Source organism: Citrobacter sp. ANG330 (genome assembly GCF_047467925.1).
Taxonomy (GTDB): domain Bacteria; phylum Pseudomonadota; class Gammaproteobacteria; order Enterobacterales; family Enterobacteriaceae; genus Citrobacter_A; species Citrobacter_A amalonaticus_G.
Window position 1 is genome coordinate 677,478 of sequence record NZ_JASJUI010000001.1, and the last position, 24,218, is coordinate 701,695.

Below are 24,218 nucleotides of genomic sequence, written 5' to 3' on the forward strand. Positions count from 1 at the left end.
CCACACTTCGATTAAAACCGCGTAACATACATCGACTACGTTAATCTTTCTTTGAACTGTTGCAAAAAAAGAGGAATTCGTGAGAACGATCACTCAAATGTGCTCGTACGAATACACTATCACCCTTCGTTTGATTAAAAAACAGACAAAACTACCTGGTTCGAAAAAGAGCGACTAAAGTTAGACTGGGCCCTCGCGAGCAAGGATAAAAAGATGGCGCTTTACACCATAGGTGAAGTGGCTTTGCTTTGTGATATTAACCCCGTCACGCTGCGCGCGTGGCAGCGGCGTTATGGATTATTGAAACCGCAGCGCACCGACGGCGGACATCGTCTGTTCAATGATTCGGATATTGACAGAATTCGTGAAATAAAACGCTGGATAGATAACGGCGTGCAGGTCAGCAAAGTCAAAATGCTGCTGAGCAATGAAAACGTAGACCTGCAAAACGGCTGGCGTGAACAACAAGAAATCCTGCTGCACTATCTGCAAAACAACAATCTGCACAGCCTGCGGGTCTGGCTGAAAGAGCGTGGGCAGGATTACCCCGCGCAGACGCTCACCACCCATCTTTTTCTTCCGCTACGACGGCGGTTACACTGCCAACAGCCCACGTTACAGGCGCTCCTGGGGATCCTTGACGGCGTGCTGATCAATTACATCGCTATTTGCCTCGCCTCCGCCCGAAAAAAACAGGGCAAAGACGCGCTGGTGGTCGGCTGGAATATTCACGATACCACGCGTCTGTGGCTGGAAGGATGGGTTGCCAGTCAGCAAGGATGGCGAATTGACGTCCTGGCCCATTCGCTAAGCCAGTTTCGCCCGGACCTGTTCGAAGGACGCACCTTACTGGTGTGGTGTGGCGAAAATCAGACATCAGCGCAGCAACAGCAGCTGAATGCCTGGCGTGCGGAAGGGCACGATATTTTCCCACTTGGCATTTAATGATTCATTAACAGCTACGCTTCTCTGTATAATCTCTGGGTTAACATAAGGAGAACATCATGAGCGCAGCGAAAATCGGTGTTATCACCCTCTTTTTACTGATGGCCATCGGCGGCATTGGCGGTGTGATGCTGGCAGGCTATACCTTCATCCTGCGTGCCGGCTAAGGTGCAGAACTAACCGCTCGAACAGGCGGTCTACGATGATCGCCGCCAGCGCGACCAGCAGCGCGCCCTGAATGACATACGCCGTATTGAACCCGCTCAACCCAATGATAATCGGTGTACCGAGCGTGCTGGCCCCTACCGTTGAGGCAATCGTCGCCGTGCCAATATTGATGATTACCGATGTGCGAATACCCGCCAGAATCACCGGCGCCGCCAGCGGCAGTTCAACCTTGCGTAACTGTTGTACCGGACTCATTCCCATGCCGCTGGCAATTTCCCGCACGCTTGCTGAAATGGAACCCAGCCCTGCCAGCGTGGCTTGCAGAACCGGTAAAATCCCGTACAGAATCAGCGCGATAATGGCCGGTTGCTGACCAAACCCCATCACCGGTACCGCAATCGCCAGTACCGCGACGGGCGGGAAGGTTTGTCCAACGGCGGCAATGGTCTCCACCAGCGGACGAAACTCTTTTCCCCATGGCCGGGTCACCACAATCCCGGCGCCGACGCCAATCACCACCGCAAACAGGCTCGACACAGCCACCAGCCAGAAATGGGCCAGCGCCAGCGCGAGAAAGCTCTCCTGTTGATAAACCGGACGCGGGAGTTCGGGAAACAGGCTGGCGAATATCGCCTGGCTGTGCGGTAACCCCACCAGCATCAACAGGAAGAAAACAATCAGCCAGAACAGCGGATCACGCAGTCGTTTCATGCACCGCCCTCTCCACAAGCAGATCGCGAAAATGTAACGTCCCGCAGACAGTCCCCTGCTGATTGATCACCGGTAACACCTCGCAACCGCGCGCGACGAACGCGGAAAGCGCATCGCGTAATGTCATCTCTTCCGTCAATGCCTCACCGGCAATCTGTTCATCGCGGCGAACATAGTCCGCCACCGTTCTCAGTGACAGCAATCGTACTCCCAGTTCACTGCGACCAAAAAACTGCTGCACAAAGTCACCCGCCGGTGCCGTCAGCATCGACAGCGGCGTCCCCTGTTGAACAATCTCGCCACCGTCCATCAGCACCAGGTGCTCCGCGAGGCGCAGCGCTTCATCAATGTCGTGCGTCACCAGCACAATGGTGCGCCCCAACAGACGGTGGATGCGGGTCATCTCCTGCTGCAATGCCCCGCGCGTGACCGGATCCAGCGCGCCGAAAGGTTCATCCATCAACAGCACCTGCGGATCGGCGGCAAGCGCCCGCGCCACGCCGACGCGCTGCTGCTGTCCTCCGGAAAGCTGGTGCGGATAGCGCCCACGTAACCCCTCCTCCAGCCCGAGCAACGCCATTAATTCAGTCACCCGCTCATCTATTTTTCGGCGTGACCACTTCAGCAACTGCGGCACGGTGGCGATGTTTTGCGCCACCGTCCAGTGCGGAAACAGGCCAATCGACTGAATCGCGTACCCCATCCGCCGACGCAGTTCCAGCACCGGCAGGTTGCGAATTTCCTCTCCGGCAAAGCGGATCCGGCCGCTGTCATGCTCCACCAGTCGGTTAATCATTTTCAGGGTGGTGGATTTCCCTGAACCCGAGGTGCCAATCAATACCGAGAAGCTGCCTTCCCGGATGTGCAGGTTAAGATCGCGAACCGCGTTGTGCTCGCCAAAGGCTTTGTTAACGTGGCTAAATTCAATCATGGTGGGTTACCTTCAGCAGTGCGATCCCTAAGTCAAACAGCGCATCAATCAGTACCGCCAGTGCGATAACCGGGATCACTCCCAGCAGCACCAGATCCACGGCACTACTGAGCAGTCCCTGAAACACCAGCGAGCCAAAACCACCCGCGCCAATCAGCGCTGCGATGACGGCCATCCCGACAGTCTGCACCATCACCACCCGCAGGCTACGTAAAAAGACCGGCAACGCCAGCGGCAACTGCACGTGAAGGAAACGCTGGGCGGTGCTCATGCCCATCGCCCGTGCGCTTTCGAGAACATCACGAGGAACCTGATTCAGCCCGGCCACCACCCCGCGAACCAGTGGCAAAAGCGCATACAGCACCAGCGCGATCAGCGCCGGAGTCATGCCGGTTCCCGCTACGCCCATTGTCGCAAGCCAGGGAAAGGCTTTAACCAGCCCGGCAAGCGGCGCAATTAACAGGCCGAACAGAGCGACGGAAGGAACAGTCTGGATAACATTGAGAACGGTGAACACCGGCCCCTGGCGGGACGGGAAAAAATAACACCCGATACCGAGAGGGATGCCAATCACCAGCGCGGGCAGCACGGTCCCGAACAGCAATGTAAGATGCTGAGCCAACGCATCATCAAAGACATCCTGACGGTTAGCGTACTCTTTGAGTAAAGAGAGGTTATCGAAGGTCCCCGTCAACAAGAGTGCGACGGGAATGATCGCTATCTGCGCATGTAAAACCCAACGCCAGAGGGGTTGTGCGGTAATTCGCCGGATGGCGTCACTGCAGGCCAGCAATCCCAGCGCGAGCCCCAGCCACAGACCGCTTCCCACACTGGTTCGCGCCAGCGGTGTCCCGGTTTCAGCCAGATATGTCGCCGCCTTGCCGACGCTGCACAACATCAGGATCACCAGCAGTTGCGCCACCGCCAGCGTGCCTACCGCCCCTTTTCTTCCCGGCACGAAGCACAAGGTCAGCAAGGCGCAGCCCGCACCGGTGAGCACCGACACCGAACCGGGCCACAGAGTCCAGAGCTGACGCCCCTCTCCCGATACCAGGCGATTCGGGGCATAGTTCACAAACGGCAGCGCGACGGCGGCGGCAGAAAGCACAACCAGCAGTAACAGAACGCGCTGAATACTCACTTTTGACACATCACCCAACCTTTTTCAGTCCCTTTACTTCACCCATCCCTTTTGTTTCAGATAGTCCGCCGCCACTTTTTTGGCGTCTAACCCTTCAACGGCAATGCTGGCATTAAGTTGTTGCAACGTTTTTTCATCCAGGCTGGCAAACACCGGTTGCAGCCATTCCGCCATTTGCGGGTATTCCTTCAATACCGCCTCACGCACGACCGGGGCTGGTGCATAAATGGGTTGTACGCCTTTGGGATCGCTTAAGGTCTGCAGCCCCAGCGCGGCGACCGGACCATCCGTACCGTAAGCCATCGCAGCGTTGACGCCGGACGTTTGCTGCGCGGCGGCTTTAATGGTAACCGCCGTGTCACCCCCCGCCAGCGACAGCAACTGATCCTGACTGAGTTTGAAATCGTAGGCTTTTTCGAAAGCGGGCAGCGCGTCAGCACGCTCGATAAATTCAGCGGAGGCGGCCAGTTTGAAGGTGCCGCCCTCTTTCAGGTAACGTCCGAGATCGGCCAGTGAAGTGAGTTTATTCTGTTGTGCGACATCGCTACGCACCGCGATAGTCCAGGTATTGTTAGCCGGTGCTGGCGTTAACCAGACCAGCTTATTCTGCTCTGCATCGAGTTTTTTAACTTTCTCAAAGCCCGCTTGCGCGTTTTTCCATGCCGGATCGTTTTCATCTTTGAAGAAAAACGCGCCGTTGCCGGTGTATTCAGGGTAGATATCCAGTTCACCCGAGGTAATTGCCCCACGTACGACCGGCGTGGTGCCCAACTGGACCTTATTCACCGTTTTGACGTCGTGGCTTTCCAGCACCTGCAAAATGATGTTGCCAAGCAGTGCGCCTTCGGTATCAATTTTCGACCCAACCTTCACCGGCGATGCCGCCTGCAAGGGTAAGCTCACTGCCGCTAACAGCGCCAGCGAACCGGCCCAGACCTTTGAGATTGTCATGATGCTTTCCTCATCTTTTTGTCGCCTTTTTCAGCGACTTGAGGGAAAAGCATAGTCGAAAAGTGCTCTGTTAACCCAACATTTCCGATTTTTCACTGCACTCACAAGGGGAACCCACGGGTGAGTTCCCCTGTATCAGTTACAGCAATTCAAACGTCCCCTGCTTCACGCGGGCAGAATCGACGCCGATAAAGACGTTGAACTTGCCGGGTTCAGCATCGAACGTCATCTGCTGATTCCAGAACTTCAGCGCATTGATATCAATCGGGAAGCTGACGGTTTGCGTTTCGCCAGGTTTAAGGTTCACTTTCTTAAAGCCTTTCAGCTCTTTGACCGGTCGGCTCATGGACGCAGTGACATCCTGCACATACATCTGGATCACCGTCTCACCTTCACGCTTGCCGGTATTGGTGACCTGAACGCTTGCGGTCACGCTGCCGTCACGTTTCATCGTGGGTGCTGAAAGCGACACGTCAGAGACGGTAAACGTGGTGTAGCTCAGACCATAACCAAACGGATAGAGCGGGCCGTTCGCTTCGTCAAAATAGCGAGAGGTGTATTTGTTCGGTTTGTCGGCGTTATACGGACGACCGGTGTTGAGGTGGCTGTAATAAGTCGGGATCTGCCCCACCGAGCGCGGGAAAGACATGGGCAGCTTGCCCGACGGGTTGTAGTCGCCAAACAGCACGTCGGCAATCGCGTTGCCGCCTTCTGTCCCGGCAAACCAGGTTTCCAGAATCGCATCGGCCTGTTGATCTTCTTTCACCAGCGCCAGCGGACGTCCGTTCATCAGCACCAGCACCAGCGGTTTGCCGGTCGCTTTCAGTGCCGCGATCAGGTCACGCTGGCTCTGTGGCAGCGTGATATCGGTGCGGCTTGACGCTTCATGTGCCATGCCCTGCGCCTCACCCACTACGGCGACAACCACATCAGACTGCTTCGCCGCCGTGACGGCTTCATCAATCATCTCCTGAGGAGAACGGGGATCCACCTTCACCGCGTCTTCATACTGATTAAGGAAGGTAACGATGTCTTTATCGTTAGTGACGTTGGCCCCGTGGGCGTACACCACTTTCCCGTTTGCACCCAGCGCATTTTTAATGCCGGTGAGAACCGTCACGGACTGGTCGGCAACCCCTGCGGCGGACCAACTGCCCATCACGTCACGTTTGCTGTCCGCCAGCGGGCCGACCACCGCGATGGTGCCCGATTTTTTCAGCGGCAACGTTTCAAGGCGATTTTTCAGCAGTACCAGACTTTCACGCGCCACTTCACGCGCTTCTTTGCGGTGCAGTCGGCTCTCGGCGTTGGTATCCACCGGATCGGACTCTTTCGCCCCGAGGTGGCTGTACGGATCGTTAAACAGCCCCATGTCATATTTCACATTGAGGACATGACGCGCCGCGTCATCCAGCTCCGCCATTGTCACTTTGCCGGATTTGATCAGCCCCGGCAGATACTTGCTGTAATACTCGTCGCTCATGCTCATGTTAATGCCGGACTTCAGCGCCACACGGACAGCATCTTCCGGATCGGAGGCCGTGCCGTGTTTAATCAGCTCTTTGATGGCACCGTGATCAGAGACGGTAATGCCTTTGAAGCCCCACTTGTCGCGCAGAATGTCTTTCAGCAGCCAGGCGTCAGAGGTCGCCGGTGTGCCGTTCAGCGAGTTCAGCGCCACCATCACCGCGCCGCTCCCCGCATCCAGACCGGCTTTGTACGGCGGCATGTAGTCGTTAAACAGGCGCTGCGAGCTCATGTCCACGGTGTTGTATTCTTTGCCCCCCTCCACGGCGCCGTAGGCGGCGAAGTGCTTAACGCTGGTCATCACTGAATAGCGATCCGCCGGGCTTTTACCCTGCATCGCTTCCACCATGGTTTTGCCCATGATGGAGGTCAGATACGTATCTTCGCCAAAGCCTTCCGAGGCGCGTCCCCAGCGAGGGTCGCGGGAGACATCGACCATCGGCGCCCAGGTCATGTTCAGCCCGTCGTCAGCGGCCTCATACGCCGAGATGCGTCCAACCGTTTTCACCGCGTCGAGATTAAAAGAGGACGCCAGACCGAGGCTAATCGGGAAGACGGTACGCTGGCCGTGCAGCACGTCGTAGGCGAAAAAGAGAGGGATTTTCAGGCGGCTCAGTTCCATCACCTGATCCTGCATTTTGCGGATATCCTGCCGGGTGACGGTGTTAAAAATCGCCCCGACCTGGCCGTCTTTGATCATCTCGCGGATCGCCTCTTTCGGGTTATCCGGACCGACGCTGATTAAACGCAACTGACCAATCTTTTCATCGACGGTCATTTTCGTCAGCAACTGGGTGACGAACGCGTCCCGCGCTTCCGGGGTCAGCGGATGGTTACCGAACAGCTCCTCCGCCAGCGCGGGTTGCACCGCCAGACTGACTGCGACACCTACAGAACATAGCCATTTCATGTTGATTCTCTCTTTCTCTAAAGCCCGACGTGGCAGCGAAAATATAGCAAAAACCGCATTTTGCCGTAAGCCTAAACGGCAGCGGCGCAGAAAGCTAAGGTTATTCTCTTAATTTTCAACGCCGCCAATTCAAAGACAGCGTGAATGAGAAAGCGTATTGTCATACAAAGCGCTATGCTTGAACCTGATATTTTGTCCCACCACAAGGAGTGGAGAATGTCTTCCATTACAACAACTGATAATAAAACCTTCCTGAATGAGCTCGCCCGCCTGGTGGGACATTCACACCTGCTGACTGAACCGGCTAAAACGGCCCGCTATCGCAAAGGTTTCCGTTCTGGTCAGGGCGATGCCCTGGCTGTGGTTTTCCCCGGCTCGCTACTGGAACTCTGGCGCGTACTGAACGCCTGCGTCAACGCCGATAAAATTATTCTGATGCAGGCCGCCAATACCGGGCTGACCGAAGGCTCCACGCCTAACGGCAATGATTACGACCGCGAGATTGTGATTATCAGCACCCTGCGCCTCGACAAGCTGCATGTGTTGGGCAAAGGCGAGCAGGTGCTGGCGTATCCCGGCACCACCTTATATTCGCTGGAAAAAGCGCTGAAACCGCTGGGACGCGAACCGCATTCAGTGATTGGTTCGTCGTGCATCGGCGCGTCGGTCATTGGGGGGATCTGTAATAACTCCGGCGGTTCGCTGGTGCAAAGAGGCCCGGCGTACACTGAAATGTCCCTGTTTGCCCGTATTGATGAAAATGGCAAGCTGCAACTGGTTAATCATCTGGGGATCGACCTGGGGCAAACGCCAGAGCAGATCCTCAGTCAATTGGACGATGAGCGGATTAAAGAAGAAAACGTGCGCCACGACGGGCGACACGCGCATGACCACGACTACATCACTCGCGTCAGAGATATCGACGCCGATACGCCCGCACGCTATAACGCCGATCCGGATCGTCTGTTCGAATCCTCGGGCTGTGCCGGGAAGCTGGCTGTCTTTGCTGTGCGCCTCGACACCTTTGAAGCGGAAAAAAACCAGCAGGTCTTTTACATCGGCACCAACCAACCCGAGGTGCTGACGGAGATCCGCCGCCATATTCTGGCGAAGTTCGATAATCTGCCAGTGGCGGGTGAATACATGCACCGCGACATCTATGACATTGCCGAGCAGTACGGTAAAGATACGTTTCTGATGATTGATAAGCTTGGCACCGACAAAATGCCGTTCTTCTTTACTCTGAAGGGCCGCACCGATGCGCTGCTGGAAAAGGTGAAAATCTTTCGTCCGCACTTTACCGATCGCGCGATGCAGAAGTTTGGGCATCTGTTCCCAAGCCACCTTCCGGCGCGCATGAAAAGCTGGCGCGATAAATATGAACATCATCTGCTGCTGAAAATGGCAGGCGATGGCGTAGCTGAAGCGCAAAACTGGCTCGGTGAATTTTTCAAAACCGCAGAAGGCGACTTTTTTGCCTGTACGCCGGAAGAAGGGAGCAAAGCGTTTCTGCACCGCTTTGCAGCGGCGGGTGCCGCTATTCGCTATCAGGCGGTACATGCTGACGAGGTGGAGGATATTCTGGCGCTGGACATCGCCCTGCGCCGCAATGACACCGAATGGTATGAACATCTGCCAGCAGAAATCGACAGCCAGTTGGTGCATAAACTCTATTACGGGCATTTCATGTGCTACGTCTTCCATCAGGATTACATCGTGAAGAAAGGTGTGGATGCTCATGCGCTGAAAGAAAAAATGCTGGAACTGCTGCAACAGCGCGGTGCGCAATATCCGGCGGAGCATAACGTCGGACATCTGTACGAAGCCCCGGAAACTCTGACCCGTTTTTATCGCGAAAATGACCCCACCAACAGTATGAATCCCGGAATTGGCAAGACCAGTAAGCAAAAATTCTGGAAAGCGCCATCCTCCGAACACGTTCAGTAAATCTGCCAGATGGCGCAGGCTGGATCTGCGCGAAATATCGTGCAAAAGTAATGACATGTGCCGGAGCTCTCGCTCCGGCTTTTTATGCCAAAGGTGAGAATCATGTCTGCTGCCGATACGCTTTCTGAAAACGATATTGTGGTGCGCGACGCACTGCCCGATGACGTAGAGGCGATCTCCTCGCTGTATGCATGGCACGTTTTGAATGGCCGTGCCTCTTTTGAAGAAATCCCGCCAACGGTGGCCGAGATGCGCCAGCGGATGCATAAGGTTGAACAATACGGTTTACCCTGGCTGGTGGCGCTCTATCGCGGCGTGATCGTTGGCTATTGTTATGCGACGCAGTACCGCCCCCGCCCGGCCTACCGTTATACGCTCGAAGAGTCGATTTACGTCGATGCCAGCATGACCGGGCGCGGTGTCGGCAGCCTACTGATGCACACGCTCATCACCCGCTGTGAAGAAGGCCCGTGGCGGCAGATGGTGGCGGTGATCGGCGACGGGCATAACAATCCCGGGTCGCTGCGACTGCATAAAAAGCACGGTTTCGAGATTGCCGGGCAGTTGCGTAGCGTCGGCTATAAGAAGGGAGACTGGCGGGATACGTTGATAATGCAGCGCCCACTCAATGAAGGTGACTGGACGCTGCCGGAGTAAGGTTTTGTTATCCATGCCGGAGACGGTATAACTGCCTTATCCGGCCTACGGCTGAGATACCTTCATAGGCCTGATAAGCGAAGCGTCATCAGGCTATTTTCAACGACGACTTCGCCTTCTTCGGCCTGGTGCAGCATCAGTCGTTTTGCGCGGTCTGCTCACCCGCGCTGCTACCCGAAGCGGCCATCTGCGCCGCTTTCTGCTTTTTATAGCTCAACGCCGCCGCCGGAACCGGCATCACTTTTCCGGTTTCAATCCAGGTACGTAAACGACTGGCATCGGCAAAATGGGTGTACTTACCGAAGGCATCCATCACTACCAACGCCACCGGTTTGTTATTGATAACCGTGCGCATCACAAGGCAATGCCCCGCCGCATTGGTAAAGCCGGTTTTGGTAAGCTGAATATTCCAGTTATCGCGATACACCAGATGGTTGGTATTGCGAAACGGAAGCGTATACGCCGGGTTGGCGAAGGTCGCCATATCTTCCCGCGTGGTGCTCAGTTGCCCGATCAACGGATACTGCTTGCTGGCAATCAACAATTTGGTGAGATCGTGCGCGGTTGAGACGTTGTGAATCGACAAACCGGTCGGCTCGACGAAACGCGTGCGGGTCATGCCCAGCGCTTTTGCCTTCGCATTCATCGCTTTAATAAATGCGTTATAGCCGCCAGGATAGTGGTGCGCCAGGCTCGCTGCCGCCCGGTTTTCCGAGGACATCAGCGCCAGCAGTAACATATTTTTACGGCTGATTTCACTGTTCAGTCGCACGCGAGAGTAGATCCCTTTCATCTCCGGCGTCTGGCTGATATCCACTTTCAGTTTTTCATCCAGCGGTAGTCGCGCATCAAGCACCACCATCGCCGTCATTAATTTGGTTATTGACGCAATCGGACGTACCAGATCCGGATGATTGGCATAGATCACCTTATTGGTGTTCAGATCCACGATCATCGCACTACCGGAGGCGATCTCCGGTTGAGACGCCGTGGCAGTCGCCGCCGTTTTTGCCAGCGCTTGCGGCGCAAAAGGCACAGCCAGCATCAGCGCCAGGCTCAGTATGGAAACTCGGAATTTCAGCATGATGAGATTTCAAAAAATGATTCACGCGTGTTGACACGCACCGCCGGAGTCAGGGTGGCTCAGGCTAGCAGACAAATCATAGCGAGCTAAGAACATTGCCGCCAGAAGAGATTCGTCAGGAAATGCTGCATTGCTGACTTTTACACCAGCAACGCAGCACGAGAGTCAGAACAAACGGTATCCATAGCCCCACAGGATAACGGTCAGCGCGAGCAGCACTTCGAGTACCAGTACACCGATAGCCAGCGTTGAACTGGAGAAACTCAACCCCTCTTCCTTATTGATATTGAGGAATGTCGGAATGCCCAGATAAAGCAGATAGCCGGTATAGAACAACGCTACCGTCCCGACGAATGCGCAAAGCCACACCAGCGGATACAGCGCCACCAGACCGCTGAGAAACAGCGGCGTCGCCACATAACCGGCAAACACCATACAATGCGTCAGGGATGGACGCTGCGGATACCCTCGCGCCATCCACCAGATCACACGCCCCATGACCGCCACGCCCGCCAGCATCACGGCATAGAACAGGACAGCCAGTGCCAGTCCGGTAAACAGAGAAAGCTTCAGGACCGTGCCGTCGCCAAAATTCCAGCCGATTTGCGTCGTACCAATAAAGGCGCAAATGACCGGGATCGCCGCCATTAACAGAACATGGTGGGTATAGTGATGCGAAACCGTTTCGTTCTCGCTGTTGATCACCTGCATTTCACGATTGGGATGGGAAAACAGCCCCCAGACATGGTTCATACCGCCCCCTTGTTGTCAGCCGTGAACCTAACACCTCAAGTATAATTCAGCTTTTCGATTATTTATTGAACAGACGAAGAAATGCCGCCGCGCATGAGGGCCCTTTTTGGGCAACCGGTATTCTGAGGGTGTATGCTTACAGACGTGGAGGTCATACAGACGTATGGATATAAACAGTTTTATTGCACAATACGGTTATGCCGCGCTGGTGATCGGGAGTCTGGCTGAAGGTGAAACCATTACTCTGCTGGGCGGCGTGGCGGCTCATCAGGGTTTACTCAAATTCCCGCTTGTGGTTATTTCCGTGGCCTTAGGCGGCATGATCGGCGACCAGTTGCTCTATCTGCTGGGACGCCGCTTCGGTGGCAGGATCCTGCGCCGCTTCGGGCGACACCGTGACAAAATTCGTCATGCGCAGAAGATGATCCAGCGCCGCCCGTACCTGTTCGTGATTGGCACCCGGTTTATGTATGGGTTTCGTGTGATCGGCCCGCTGCTGATTGGCGCCAGCCATCTACCGCCAAAAATTTTTTTACCGCTGAATATCCTCGGCGCGCTGGTCTGGGCGCTGATCTTCACCACCCTGGGCTATATGGGTGGCGAAGTGATCGCGCCATGGTTGCACAACCTCGACCAGCACCTGAAACACTGGATTTGGCTGGTTCTGGCGGTGGTGCTGGTGATCGGCGTCCGCTGGTGGCTGAAACGCCGCAGCCGTAAACAGGTGGGGTAAGCGGGTTATTCCGGCCTGAACTGGGGATTGGCCAGCATAAATCCCCCATCCACAATAAACGATTGCCCGGTGGTATAACCCGCCTCTTCCGAGCACAGCCAGGCGACCAGACTGGCGATTTCCCGCGTCGCCCCAGGTCTTCCCAGCGGGATTGACGGCTCGGTTCCCGGCTTAACGTCACTGTCATCCATATCATTCATCGGCGTGGCAATCGCCCCAGGCGCTACGGCGTTAACCAGAATGTTGTGGCGGACCAGCTCAAGCGCCATGGCTTTGGTGAGTCCGCCGAGAGCATGTTTCGCCGCCGTGTAGGCGCTGGCCTCGGGTAACGGCGTATGTTCGTGCACCGAGGTAATATTGATGATGCGCCCACCCTGCCCCTGCTTCACCATCTGGCGGGCCGCCAGCTGTGAGCAGAGAAACGCCCCATCGACATCGACCGTAAATATCTGCCGCCAGTCGTCAAAGGAGGTCTCAAGGAATGCGGATTTGTTCATTGTTCCCGCGTTATTGACCAGCACGTCGAGCTGCCCAAAGCGTGCGATCAGGTGTTCCAGCGCCTGCGCGCCTTGCGGCAGCTGGCTCAGGTCCAGTTGAAGGGTTTCTGCCCGGACGCCATGACTTTCCACCTCGCGGGCGGTATCACGCGCGCCCTGCTCGTCGGAATGCCAGGTGATGCCGATATCAAACCCCGCTTTCGCTAACTGAAGGGCGCACGCCTTGCCAATACCTGAATCGGAAGCCGTCACGATTGCCGCTTTTGCCATATCATCCTCCGGTTGCAACAGAACTGAGCCTTAAGTATAGAAACTCTCTTCGAAGCAACCGAAATAATCAGGAATGATGGTAACCACCGCCAAGCGCGCTGGTAAGCTGGATGGAGGCATCCAGCCACTGACCTTGCAAAATCAGGCCATTCCCTTGTTCACGCAGGGCGGGGATTTTAGCCTGGCTAACGCGGGAACCGGCGATGATCCCGGCGCTAAAGCGCGCCTGCGCCAGTGAAACCACCCGTTCTGCGTCATGCTCAATCTGCTGCTGGTGCTGATTTTTTTGCATCAGCGTTTCCACCTGACTGGCCGTGCGCGCCACGTCATTTACCGCATCAACGACGGCTTTGTTATAACGGGCGATCGACAAGTTGTTCTGCGCCTGGGCAATATCAAGGCTGGCATTTAGTCTCCCGCTGTCGAAGATCGGCAGCGTCAGCCCGGCTGTCACCCCCATCTGCTGGGCGGAACTGCGGAACAGATCGCTCAGGTGCAATGCATCCTGCTGTAAAAAGGCCATCAGGTTGACGTCAGGATAGAACGCCGCTTTCGCCGCCTCCACGCTGCTCATTGAGGATTCGATCACCCAGTGCGCCGCCTGCAAATCCGCCCTGCGCGCCAGTAAGGAGTAGCCCAGTTGCGTCGGTAACTGGCTTTCCACTTTCGGCAAGCTCACCGGATGTAGCTTCAGCGCCGCCGACTGGGTATTAGTCAGCGCGCTCAGACGCGCCTCGATCGCTTTCATCTTTCCGGCGACGTCATTGAGCTGTTGCTGTGTTTTGCTGTCATCAATATCCGTTTCAACCCCTTCAACGGAAGAGGTAATGCCGTTCTGGTACAGCTGGCGATCGGTATTAATGATCGTGCGTTGTTCCTGTTCTATTTGCGTCAGCAGCTTGCTGAGTGACGCCTGCGTCTGCCACTCCCAGTAGAGGCGAGCCACGCTGCTGGCTAAAAGCTGACGGGTCTGTTCACGCTCGGCTTCCTGCGCCTTCACAACGCCGATTCGCGCCGTCACTTCCGCCCGGTTTTTGCCCCACAAATCGAGGTCCCAACCGGCGGTTAAGCCGAAGGTGCCGTTGGTATACCACGGTCCAGTGGTGCCCGCCGCCGGATCGTTCAGGGCAAACGGCCCCATGATGCCTTCCGCGGACATTTTCTGCCGTTCGGCATTCGCGGAGAAATCAATCTGCGGCCCGTCCTGGGCTTCAACGGCTTTAGCCTGCGCTTCGGCCAGTCTGATCCGCTGTTCCGCGACCTGCATATCCGGCGAATTTGCCAGCGCATTCTTGACTAAGTTGTTCAACTGCGCGTCATGGTAGTCCTGCCACCACTGGCTGCCTGGCCAGCCGTGAGCCAGTGCAGAAGGCAGCGCAGCATTGACGTGTGAGGCCGGAAGTTGTTGTGCCAGCGTCGGTGCGGTGTCGTGCATGGGCGCACATCCCGCCAGCAAAATGAGCAGAGGAAAACACGCGTGCAGCGCGTGAAAAGAGTCACGATTCATGAAGAAGTTCTGGTAAAAAAAGGTGCGCGGAGCTTACCCGTTGTTGTGAGCTCTTTTTTAGTTACGCGTGGCATAACATCTTCGGCAATGAAAAGTCACAACTGGCAAAATATATTCCAGCGGAATATAAGCAGCTCAATAATATTAAATTTCAATTGACTGAATCGCGCGGGCAATATCCGGTGAATTATTTAATGCACGGACAGACTGGAAGACGTCCGTGGCTTCTTCATACTCTTTTCGCAAGTAACCCAGCCACTGCTTAATGCGCGCAACGTGATACAGCCCGGTGTCACCCTGTTTTTCCAGGCGGGTATATTTTTTCAGCAGAACCACCACCTGCGGCCAGGGCATTCGCGGCTCATTGTATTTCACCACCCGGCTGAGGTTGGGAATGTTCAGTGCCCCGCGGCCAATCATCACCGCATCGCAGCCGCTGACGGCCAGGCATTCCTGCGCGCTTTGCCAGTCCCAGATTTCCCCGTTAGCAATCACCGGGATCGACAGTCGCTGGCGGATTTCGCCAATCGCCTGCCAGTTGATATGTTCCGCCTTATAGCCCTGCTCTTTGGTGCGCCCGTGTACGACCAGTTCGCTCGCCCCGGCCTGCTGCACGGCATCCGCAATCTCAAACTTTTTGTCGCCGCTGTCCCATCCCAGACGCACTTTCACCGTCACCGGCAGATGCGCCGGGACCGCTTCACGCATCGCTTTCGCCCCCTGATAGATGAGTTCGGGATCCTTCAGCAACGTCGCGCCACCGCCGCTGCCGTTGACCATTTTTGACGGGCACCCGCAGTTGAGATCAACACCGTAAGAGCCGAGTTCCACGGCGCGGGCGGCATTTTCCGCCAGCCACTGCGGATATTGCCCCAGCAGTTGCACGCGCACTAAGGTGCCGGAAGGGGTCCGGCTACCGTTGAGCAGTTCGGGGCAGAGTCGATGAAACACTTTTACCGGCAGCAGTTGATCCACCACGCGCACAAATTCGGTGATGCAAAGATCGTAGTCATTCACTTCCGTCAGAAGCTCGCGCACCAGGGAATCGAGCACGCCTTCCATCGGCGCCAGTAAAACACGCATATCGTCATCCGCAAAAAAAAGAGGCGCTATCATAGCGCCTCTGTGCGATGAGCAAAACCTTTTGCCGGAAGACGGCATCCTGTCTGTAGGCCGGGCAAGCGAAGCGCCCCCGGCGAAGGCCCTGTTTTCTCAGCGCGGCAGCAGACAGTTATCTTCTTTCCAGCCGTACAGCCATTCCATACCGCGATAAAACTCTGCCTGCGATTTGCCTTTCCACAGCAGATTACGCACCTGACGCTCCACGCCAGCTGCGTGATACACGCGGCCCATTTCGCGGGTAGACCAGACGATGCGCGCCGTGCGCGGAATGCGCACCGACTCATACAAGGCAAAGGCTTTCGCCGCATCGCCATCGCACTGCTCCAGCGCTTTACCCAGCGTCACGGCATCTTCCAGCGCCATACAAGCCCCCTGCGCCATGTACTGCGCCACCGGGTGCGCGGCATCGCCCACCAGCGTGATGCGCTCAGTGCCCCATTTTTCTACCGGTTCGCGATCCGCCGTAGACCAGCGACGCCAGGTCGTGGGTTTATCCAGCATCTGCCGCGGACGCGGATGGATCCCGGCAAAATACGACAGCACCTCTTCCTTGCTACCGTCTTTGACGCCCCACTCCTCCTGCTGGCGGCTGTGGAAGGTCACCACCAGGTTGTACTGTTTACCGCCGCGCAGCGGATAGTGTACGAGGTGACAGTGCGGCCCGGCCCACAGCACCGGCGCATTAATGCGCAGATCTTCTGGCATATCCGCACAGTCAATCACCGCACGGTAAACCACGTGTCCGGTTACGCGCGGCGAATCGCCCAGCAAACTCTGGCGCACGACCGACTTCACGCCATCACAACCGACCAGAATATCGGCGGTCCAGCTGTGTCCCTGTTCATCGAATACGGTCACGTCGTCTGCCGTCTGGCGAATATCGACCACGTTGGTTGAAGTCCGGTATTCAACATTCGGATGGGTCAGTACCGCTTCCCAGACCGAAGCATGAATATCGACCCGGTGGATGACCGCGTACGGACCGCCGAAGTGGTCGCGAAAGGCCTGCCCGGTCTCAATGCGCACCACTTCTTCTGCGTTCACCGCGTCCATCATGGTGATGTGATCGGTGAACACTGCGCGCTGGCGCGCAACCTCACCGACGCCCAGGCTGTCCAGCGCGGAGAAGGCATTCGGACCGAGCTGAATGCCCGCGCCAATCTCACCAATTTCATGGGCTTTTTCCAGCAGCATCACCTTGATGCCCTGGCGCGCCAGCGAAAGCGCGGTGGCTGCCCCGCCAATTCCGCCGCCGACAATAATTGCGCTCGTCACTTTAGCCATTGTCATTCTCCTTCTCAGGCTGAGATTTTATCTTGTTGATTTTCCGGGGCGGCGGCGATGAACGCCGGTAGCTGTGTGCAGGCGTCATACACGGCTTTGCAGCGCGGATAGCCGCTTAAATCGCACCCCATTCTTAACGCGTTCGCCCATTGCGGGATCAGGCAGCAGTCGGCGAGCGTCGGCGTATTGCCAACGCAGTAATTCTGCGACTGACTCTGACGCAATAATTGCTCGACAGCGCTTAACCCCTGCTGGATCCAGTGTGCGTACCAGCGTTTTTTCTCTTCTTCACTGACCTTCAGTTCCTCGCTCAGATAGCGCAGCACCCGCAGGTTGTTAACCGGATGAATATCGCAAGCGATGGCATAGACAATCTCCAGCACCTGCCTGCGCGCCGGATCGTTGACGGGCAGCAAGCGCGACTGTGGAAAATGCCGGTCCAGCCAGTCGATAATCGCCAGCGACTGACCAAGCGCGTCGCCGTCGTCGGTCACCAGCGTCGGCACCAGCCCCACCGGATTCATCCGCCGGTAGGCCAGTTCATTTTGCTGACCGATACGAATATTGACGCCCACTGTCTGGTAGTTGATACCCTTTAATGCCAGCGCGATACGCACGCGGTACGACGCCGAACTGTTAAAAAAACTGTACAGCTTCATACATCACCTCAGACAATCTTCACAGCGACAGGCGTCAACCCGTCCACGCCACCGGTGATCACATCCCCTTTCACCACGGCACCCACGCCTTCCGGCGTGCCGGTGAAAATCAGGTCGCCCGGTTGCAGTTCGAAGAAACCGGACAGATAACTGATCGTTTCATTCACCGACCAGATCAGATGGCGAATGTCGCTGCGCTGATGATCGTCGCCGTTCACCTGTAACCAGATGGGCGCCGCGGTGATATCCGCAATCTCATCCGCTTTGTGCAGCGGCGCGATAGGCGCGGAGAGATCGAACGCTTTACCGATTTCCCACGGACGCCCCATCTGACGCATCTCCATCTGGCGGTCGCGGCGGGTCATATCCAGCCCGGTGGCGTAACCCCAGATATATTCATGAGCTTTCTCTAACGGAATATCACTGCCTTTTTTACCGATAGCGACCACCAGCTCAATTTCATAGTGATAGTTATCCGTTTGCGACGGGTACGGCAGCGCTAACGTTTCGCCAGCAGCAACCGGCACAATCGCATCGGCCGGTTTACAGAAGAAGAACGGCGGCTCGCGATCCGGGTCAAAGCCCATTTCGCGGGCATGGGCGGCATAGTTGCGTCCTACGCAATAGACGCGGTGAACGGGGAACTGCGCATCGCTGCCGACAACCGGTACGGTCACGGGGGCCTGTGGTGCAAATACATATTGAGTCATGGTTCTCTCCCAAATTAATAACGGGCTTCACGGAACAACCCGAGGGCTTCCTGTACCGGTCTGTCCGAAAAACTGAATAAAACGGTCTCTTCCGTGGCGTTGAATGACACACCGTGCCAGGTTGGCACCACGAAAATATCTTTGGCTGAAAAGTGGAAGGTCTCATTGCCGACGGTGACGTCGCCCGCCCCTTCAACCACGTGGTATATGGTGCTGTCCGTGGTGCGCGCCACCCGCGAGGTAAAGCCTTTTGGCAACAGTTGCAGGAACGTCCCCATCGACGGCATCGGGTAGCCGCCGGTCACCGGGTTGACATAGCGCATCTTGTAGCCATCCCACTCGTCGGCATCGCCCAGACGGGTCAGGTCGTGCAGCGCATCGCGACTGCGGTCATAGCGATAGTTGAAAATCGGCGATGAGTTGCCTTTCTGATGGCGCAGCGGCAGCATGTTGGCGGCATAGCGCGGCAGATAGTCGCCCTCTTTACGTGAAACCGGCTGCTGGTCTTCCGGGTAATCTTCGGCAAAGCCGCAGCCCAGAATGTTAACCAGCGGCAGATCCAGACCGTCCAGCCAGACCACCGGCTCATCGCCAGGGTTGCCGTGGTCGTGCCATTGCCACTGCGGCGTCAGAATAAAGTCGCCGGCGTGCATTTGGGTACGCTCGCCGTCCACGGCAGTGAACGCGCCTTTGCCTTCCACAATAAAGCGTAACGCCGACTGGTTATGGCGATGGCTGGGTGCGACTTCGCCCGGCAGGATCAGTTGCAGTCCCGCGTACAGTGTTGAGGTGATGGAGGATTGCCCACGTAACATCGGGTTTTCCAGGACCAGCACCCGGCGTACCGCCTCTTTCGCGCCAATCAGATTGCCGCTTTCCAGCAGCAGCGGGCGAATTTCCTGGTAGTTCCAGTACGCCGGCGCACAGGTCGGATTCGGCGTCTGCGGCACCAGATGATGCAGTGATTCCCACAGCGGGGTCAGGTTCTGCCCGGAAATATGCTGGTAAAACTGCTGACGGCTGTTTTTTACATCCTGATTATGTTCTGACATAGGGATTCTCCTTATTCGTTCACGACGCTTGCGTGCGGCAAAACGTCAGGGACAGAGGCTGACTGGCGGACGACTACCGTCAGGACGGCTAACATCACCGCGCTGATGACCGCCGGAGCAGCGATAATGAAAAACAAGGTGTCGAAAGAGAAATTCATCGCCATCATCACGCCGCCGGAAAGCGAACCGACAATCGCGCCACAGCGCCCCACCGCGTTGGACCAGCTCACGCCAGTCGCCCGACTCTGTGTGGGATAGAGCGTGGCCGTTAAGGCATTGAGACCCACCTGCGATCCGCTGATACCCACCCCGGTACCAAAGATTGCCAGCGCCATCAGCCATAAACCGTTTTCGCTCAGACCAATCATGACGATACATACCGCCCCCAGCGCGTAGCTGACAGCCAGTACCCGGAACGGATTGTATTTGTCCATTAACACGCCCAGTGCCAGCGCACCGAGCGTACCACCAACCTGAAATGCTGCGGTCACCCAGGAGGCCTGTTGCAGATCAATCCCACGATGGTTCAACAGCGTCGGCATCCAGCTTGACAGCAGATAGATGATTAACAGGCTCATGAAGAACACGACCCATAACATCAGGGTAATGGGTAGCTGACGCCCGACGAAAAGCTGACGAATGCTGCCTTTGGCAATTGCTGCGGCTTCGTTGAGATAAAAATGCGTGTTGTCATAGCGTTCGCCAGTAATCGCACTCAACGTTCTGGCAATGGTCGCCTGCGGCAACTGGCGGCGGACCTGCCAGCGCGGAGACTCCGGCAGGACGACGAGCAGAGCGAAGAACAGCATCAGCGGTAAGACGCCGCCAAGCACCAGGATGCCGTGCCAGCCGATAGCCGATACTAATTGCGCACTGACAATCCCACCCATCGCGGAACCAAGCGTAAAGCCGCAAAACATCAGCGTGACCAGTGCGCCGCGGCGGCGGGCAGGCAGATATTCAGAAGTCATGGTGATGGTATTTGGCATAGCGCCGCCGAGGCCCAGGCCGGTCAGAAAGCGCAGGAACACCAGCGTCTGGAGGTCAGGCGAGAAAGCCGAAAGCAGGCTCAGCGCGCCAAACAGCGCCACGCAGAGCTCAATCACCCGTTTGCGACCAAAGCGGTCAGACAGCGGGCCGCAGAGCAAAGCGCCTGCGGTAAGTCCTAACAGACCGGCGCCAAACAGCGGGGCGAGATCTCCGGCGGTTAACTGCCAGTGGCTACGAATATCGGGTGCAATAAAGCCAATCGCGGCGGTATCAAAACCATCCAGCATGACCACCAGAAAGCAGCAGATAATCACCCGCCACTGGGTCTTGCTGACGGGAGCAGCATCAATCAGGGCTTGTAGTTCACGTCGTTGAGTCATAGTCAATGCCTCGGTGCAGGTAGGGACAGATGTTGTTTTGTTTTTGGTATGTTACGAGTTTGTAGACTGGGCGATAAAATGTACAATGGCATTTCATGCAGAGACATAACCTGGAGGTTATCGCTGATGGCAAACTGGGCGCAAAAACTGAAGCTGCACCATCTGCAAATGCTGGTGGCGCTGGGCGAACAAGGGAATCTGACGCACGTTGCGCGAATGATGAATATCACCCAGCCCGCGCTGTCGAAATGGTTGTCACAGCTCGAAGATGAGATGGGGATCACGCTCTTTGAGCGTCACAGTAAAGGCCTGCGCCCCTCAGAAGGCGGCAAATTGCTGTTACAACATGCCCAGCGTTTAATCAATGACATGGAGCGTTCGCAGTATGAAATGGCACGCTTTAAAGAAGGCGGACTGGTCGGGAGCCTGAAGATTGGCTGCTCGCCAGTGGCAACCGACTGCGTGTCGCAGGCGATCCTCAATCTGCTCGTTGAGATGCCGACGCTGCATCTTAACATTGAAGAAAAGGTCATGACCCCGCTGCTGCATGACCTGCTGGCCGGTTCCGTGGATGTGGTGGTCGGTCGCGTTGGGGGGCGGGCACTGCAGCTTCCGCTCAATTATCAGGTGCTGTATACCGAACCCGTTTGTTTTGTCGCCCGCCCACACCATCCGTTAGCGAAGTTTGACACCCTGAGCTGGGCCGACCTTGCGCACTGGCGCTGGATAGTCTGGCCGACGGGAACGCCCATCCGCCTGAGTATTGATAACGCGCTGGTCGATAACGGGGTAATGTTGCCGGAAAATACCATTGAATCGGCCTCGATGAACGTCAGCACCAACCTGCTGCAAAGCAGCGATATGATCTCTATTCTTTCTTTACGGCTGGCACAGCGCTATGCCAGCCAGGGGCAACTGGTGATCCTCAATCTGCCGAAGATTGAACAAAAAGGCAGCGTGGGGGTGTTCTGGCGCAACAATGAAACACCATCCAGTGCGCTGAGCCGTTTCCTGCAGCTGCTGGCACAAATTTAGCGTGACAGACTGGGGCATTGCCTAATGTTCCCGCTGTCTATCTTCAGTATGCTAAGAATTCATGATGTGATCGATAGCACGTTTTAAGGTTTAATTGTATGATGAATCCGTCGCTTCAAGGAATTTCAACATGAGCAAGACACTGAATATCATCTGGCAATACTTACGCGCTTTCGTGCTGATTTATGCCTGTCTGTATGCAGGCATTTTTATTGCGTCCCTGCTGCCCGTCGCCATTTCAGGCAGCATCATCGGGATGCTAATCCTGTTTGTACTGCTGGCACTGCAAATTATCCCGGCAAAATGGGTTAACCCTGGCTGCTATGTGCTGATTCGCTATATGGCGCTGTTGTTTGTGCCGATTGGCGTCGGCGTAATGCAGTACTTCGATCTGCTGCGCGCGCAGTTCGGCCCGGTGGTGGTGTCGTGTGCCGTTAGTACGCTGGTGGTTTTCCTGGTAGTGAGCTGGAGTTCGCATCTGGTCCACGGTGAACGTAAAGTAGTGGGACAGAAAGGGTCTGAAGAATGATGTCGTCAATCTGGTGGTCTTTACCGCTGACGCTGGCGGTTTTTTTCGGTGCGCGCAAACTGGCTGCGCGGTTTAAATTTCCTTTACTGAATCCGCTGCTGGTGGCGATGGTGGTGATTATCCCATTCCTCCTGCTGACCGGTATTTCCTACGAGAGCTATTTTAAAGGTAGCGAGATACTCAACGACCTGCTGCAACCGGCGGTCGTGGCGCTGGCTTACCCGCTATACGAACAACTGCATCAGATTCGCGCCCGCTGGAAGTCGATCATTACTATCTGTTTCGTCGGCAGTATTGTGGCAATGGTGACCGGCACCACGGTAGCACTGCTGATGGGCGCCACGCCTGAAATCGCCGCCTCCGTCTTACCGAAATCCGTCACCACGCCAATTGCGATGGCCGTGGGCGGCAGCATCGGCGGCATCCCGGCGGTCAGCGCCGTGTGCGTGATTTTCGTCGGTATTCTCGGCGCCGTCTTTGGTCATACTCTGTTAAACGCCATGCGCATTAAAACCAAAGCCGCACGCGGACTGGCGATGGGCACCGCGTCTCACGCTCTCGGCACCGCCCGCTGCGCGGAGCTGGATTATCAGGAAGGCGCATTCAGTTCGCTGGCGCTGGTGATTTGCGGGATTATTACCTCATTAATCGCCCCGTTCCTGTTTCCGGTTATTCTCGCGGTTGTGGGCTAAAATTTGCGATACGTCGCGCATTTTTCATTTAAGTTACATTAGTTGCATAAACAATGAGATTTAGATCACACATATAGCTGTAACAGGCCCGTACACTACGATCCCAATACATTGTTATGAGGCAACGCCATGCACCCACGTTTTCACACTGCGTTCAGCCAACTCGCGGATAATTTGCAATCAGCGCTGGCGCCGATCCTGGCGGAAACGCATTTTTCTGCTTCGCTGACTGCTGAGCAAGTTTCCACGCTTAAAAGCGCAACGGGACTTGACGAAGACGCGCTGGCATTTGCACTTCTGCCGCTGGCGGCGGCCTGCGCCTGTACGCCACTGTCTCATTTCAACGTCGGCGCCATCGCCCGCGGTGTCAGCGGGACATGGTATTTCGGCGCGAATATGGAGTTTATCGGCGCGACCATGCAGCAAACCGTTCACGCCGAGCAAAGCGCCATCTGCCATGCCTGGCTGCGGGGTGAGAAAGGCCTCGCGGCGATCACCGTAAACTACACCCCGTGCGGCCACTGCCGTCAGTTCATGAATGAACTGAACAGTGGACTGGATCTGCGCATTCATCTGCCCGGTCGCGAACCGCATACGCTGCGTGACTATTTACCGGATGCGTTCGGACCGAAAGATCTCGACATCAGAACGCTGCTAATGGACGAACAGGACCACGGTTTTGCCCCTCAGGGTGATGCACTGTCGCAAGCGGCCATTGCCGCCGCGAGCCGCAGTCATATGCCGTACAGCCAGTCACCGAGTGGTGTGGCGCTGGAATGCAAAGACGGGCGTATCTTTAGCGGAAGCTATGGCGAAAACGCCGCATTTAACCCGACCATCCCACCGCTACAGGGCGCGCTGATACTGCTTAATCTCAACGGCTACGGTTATGACGATATTAAGCGTGCGGTGCTGGCGGAAAAAGCCGATGCGCCACTTATTCAGTGGGATGCCACCGCCGCCACACTGAAAGCGCTGGGTTGCAGTAACATCGATCGCGTTCTTTTGGCTTAATTCCCGGATAGCGTCCGTT

24 protein-coding genes are annotated in these 24,218 nt (G+C 56.2%); 9 read left to right on the plus strand and 15 right to left on the minus strand.

Features of this window, described 5'->3' with window-relative positions; all coding sequences use genetic code 11:
- Window positions 1-213 precede the first annotated feature (213 nt).
- Together mlrA and QNN88_RS03435 are read left to right on the plus strand one after the other, a co-directional pair.
- Complete coding sequence (mlrA, locus tag QNN88_RS03430; RefSeq protein WP_196010367.1) at window positions 214-945, plus strand: HTH-type transcriptional regulator MlrA; 732 nt, start codon at window positions 214-216, stop codon at window positions 943-945.
- 59 nt (window positions 946-1,004) lie between these two features.
- A complete protein-coding gene (locus tag QNN88_RS03435; protein WP_003027354.1) occupies window positions 1,005-1,112 on the plus strand; it encodes a protein YohO in 108 nt (35 codons plus the stop codon).
- On the opposite strand, the gene QNN88_RS03440 is transcribed toward QNN88_RS03435, so the two are convergent.
- The 5 genes from QNN88_RS03440 to bglX form a co-directional block, all read right to left on the minus strand.
- Window positions 1,093-1,824: an ABC transporter permease gene (locus QNN88_RS03440; RefSeq protein ID WP_414238961.1), complete on the minus strand. Its 732-nt coding sequence runs from the start codon at window positions 1,822-1,824 to the stop codon at window positions 1,093-1,095. The two genes, QNN88_RS03435 and QNN88_RS03440, sit on opposite strands and share 20 nt — an antisense overlap.
- Window positions 1,808-2,755 carry an ABC transporter ATP-binding protein gene (locus QNN88_RS03445; protein ID WP_414238962.1) on the minus strand — a complete coding sequence of 316 codons (948 nt, stop codon included), beginning with the start codon at window positions 2,753-2,755 and terminating at the stop codon, window positions 1,808-1,810. Before QNN88_RS03445 ends, QNN88_RS03440 begins: the two co-directional genes overlap by 17 nt.
- Window positions 2,748-3,914: an ABC transporter permease gene (locus tag QNN88_RS03450; protein ID WP_414238963.1), complete on the minus strand. Its 1,167-nt coding sequence runs from the start codon at window positions 3,912-3,914 to the stop codon at window positions 2,748-2,750. The genes QNN88_RS03445 and QNN88_RS03450 overlap by 8 nt, the downstream gene beginning before the upstream one ends.
- A gap of 15 nt (window positions 3,915-3,929) precedes the next feature.
- A complete protein-coding gene (locus tag QNN88_RS03455) occupies window positions 3,930-4,847 on the minus strand; it encodes an ABC transporter substrate-binding protein (protein ID WP_196010371.1) in 918 nt (305 codons plus the stop codon).
- Between the two features lie 139 nt (window positions 4,848-4,986).
- Window positions 4,987-7,284 carry a beta-glucosidase BglX gene (gene bglX, locus QNN88_RS03460; RefSeq protein ID WP_414238964.1) on the minus strand — a complete coding sequence of 766 codons (2,298 nt, stop codon included), beginning with the start codon at window positions 7,282-7,284 and terminating at the stop codon, window positions 4,987-4,989.
- A gap of 216 nt (window positions 7,285-7,500) precedes the next feature.
- Here bglX and dld point away from each other — a divergent pair, with 216 nt between their 5' ends.
- Window positions 7,501-9,231: a D-lactate dehydrogenase gene (gene dld, locus QNN88_RS03465; protein WP_414238965.1), complete on the plus strand. Its 1,731-nt coding sequence runs from the start codon at window positions 7,501-7,503 to the stop codon at window positions 9,229-9,231.
- Between the two features lie 102 nt (window positions 9,232-9,333).
- Window positions 9,334-9,888 (plus strand): N-acetyltransferase family protein, encoded by a 555-nt coding sequence (locus tag QNN88_RS03470; RefSeq protein WP_414238966.1) that lies wholly within the window; start codon window positions 9,334-9,336, stop codon window positions 9,886-9,888.
- A 136-nt stretch (window positions 9,889-10,024) separates the two neighbouring features.
- On the opposite strand, the gene pbpG is transcribed toward QNN88_RS03470, so the two are convergent.
- Window positions 10,025-10,972 carry a D-alanyl-D-alanine endopeptidase gene (gene pbpG / locus QNN88_RS03475; RefSeq protein ID WP_414238967.1) on the minus strand — a complete coding sequence of 316 codons (948 nt, stop codon included), beginning with the start codon at window positions 10,970-10,972 and terminating at the stop codon, window positions 10,025-10,027.
- A gap of 165 nt (window positions 10,973-11,137) precedes the next feature.
- The gene (locus tag QNN88_RS03480; RefSeq protein ID WP_414238968.1) at window positions 11,138-11,725 is read right to left on the minus strand and encodes a Yip1 family protein; all 588 of its coding nucleotides are present in this window, start codon (window positions 11,723-11,725) and stop codon (window positions 11,138-11,140) included.
- Window positions 11,726-11,888: 163 nt separating this feature from the next.
- Between QNN88_RS03480 and QNN88_RS03485 the strand changes: the two genes are divergently transcribed.
- Window positions 11,889-12,458 (plus strand): DedA family protein, encoded by a 570-nt coding sequence (locus tag QNN88_RS03485; RefSeq protein ID WP_414238969.1) that lies wholly within the window; start codon window positions 11,889-11,891, stop codon window positions 12,456-12,458.
- Window positions 12,459-12,463: 5 nt separating this feature from the next.
- Here QNN88_RS03485 and QNN88_RS03490 read toward each other — a convergent pair whose 3' ends face one another.
- From QNN88_RS03490 to QNN88_RS03525, 8 genes are all read right to left on the minus strand, one after another.
- Window positions 12,464-13,225: an SDR family oxidoreductase gene (locus tag QNN88_RS03490; RefSeq protein ID WP_414238970.1), complete on the minus strand. Its 762-nt coding sequence runs from the start codon at window positions 13,223-13,225 to the stop codon at window positions 12,464-12,466.
- A 67-nt stretch (window positions 13,226-13,292) separates the two neighbouring features.
- Window positions 13,293-14,732 (minus strand): multidrug resistance outer membrane protein MdtQ, encoded by a 1,440-nt coding sequence (gene mdtQ, locus QNN88_RS03495; RefSeq protein ID WP_414238971.1) that lies wholly within the window; start codon window positions 14,730-14,732, stop codon window positions 13,293-13,295.
- 144 nt (window positions 14,733-14,876) lie between these two features.
- Window positions 14,877-15,815 carry a tRNA dihydrouridine(16) synthase DusC gene (dusC, locus tag QNN88_RS03500; protein WP_414238972.1) on the minus strand — a complete coding sequence of 313 codons (939 nt, stop codon included), beginning with the start codon at window positions 15,813-15,815 and terminating at the stop codon, window positions 14,877-14,879.
- A gap of 129 nt (window positions 15,816-15,944) precedes the next feature.
- On the minus strand, window positions 15,945-17,138 hold the full coding sequence (locus tag QNN88_RS03505) for a 3-hydroxybenzoate 6-monooxygenase (RefSeq protein WP_414238973.1): 1,194 nt from the start codon (window positions 17,136-17,138) through the stop codon (window positions 15,945-15,947).
- Window positions 17,139-17,152: 14 nt separating this feature from the next.
- Window positions 17,153-17,797 carry a maleylacetoacetate isomerase gene (gene maiA / locus QNN88_RS03510; RefSeq protein WP_414238974.1) on the minus strand — a complete coding sequence of 215 codons (645 nt, stop codon included), beginning with the start codon at window positions 17,795-17,797 and terminating at the stop codon, window positions 17,153-17,155.
- An 8-nt stretch (window positions 17,798-17,805) separates the two neighbouring features.
- Window positions 17,806-18,507, minus strand: coding sequence for a fumarylacetoacetate hydrolase family protein (locus tag QNN88_RS03515; protein ID WP_414238975.1), 702 nt, complete (start codon window positions 18,505-18,507; stop codon window positions 17,806-17,808).
- A 14-nt stretch (window positions 18,508-18,521) separates the two neighbouring features.
- Window positions 18,522-19,559: a gentisate 1,2-dioxygenase gene (gene gtdA, locus QNN88_RS03520; protein ID WP_414238976.1), complete on the minus strand. Its 1,038-nt coding sequence runs from the start codon at window positions 19,557-19,559 to the stop codon at window positions 18,522-18,524.
- 11 nt (window positions 19,560-19,570) lie between these two features.
- Window positions 19,571-20,929 carry an MFS transporter gene (locus QNN88_RS03525; protein ID WP_414238977.1) on the minus strand — a complete coding sequence of 453 codons (1,359 nt, stop codon included), beginning with the start codon at window positions 20,927-20,929 and terminating at the stop codon, window positions 19,571-19,573.
- 126 nt (window positions 20,930-21,055) lie between these two features.
- Between QNN88_RS03525 and QNN88_RS03530 the strand changes: the two genes are divergently transcribed.
- From QNN88_RS03530 to cdd, 4 genes are all read left to right on the plus strand, one after another.
- Window positions 21,056-21,964 (plus strand): LysR substrate-binding domain-containing protein, encoded by a 909-nt coding sequence (locus tag QNN88_RS03530; protein WP_414238978.1) that lies wholly within the window; start codon window positions 21,056-21,058, stop codon window positions 21,962-21,964.
- Window positions 21,965-22,094: 130 nt separating this feature from the next.
- Window positions 22,095-22,493 (plus strand): CidA/LrgA family protein, encoded by a 399-nt coding sequence (locus QNN88_RS03535; protein ID WP_414238979.1) that lies wholly within the window; start codon window positions 22,095-22,097, stop codon window positions 22,491-22,493.
- Entirely contained in the window at window positions 22,490-23,185 is a 696-nt protein-coding gene (locus QNN88_RS03540; protein WP_414238980.1) for a CidB/LrgB family autolysis modulator, read from the plus strand. Before QNN88_RS03535 ends, QNN88_RS03540 begins: the two co-directional genes overlap by 4 nt.
- Window positions 23,186-23,314: 129 nt before the next feature.
- Entirely contained in the window at window positions 23,315-24,199 is an 885-nt protein-coding gene (gene cdd, locus QNN88_RS03545) for a cytidine deaminase (protein WP_414238981.1), read from the plus strand.
- The last annotated feature ends 19 nt before the right edge of the window (window positions 24,200-24,218 follow it).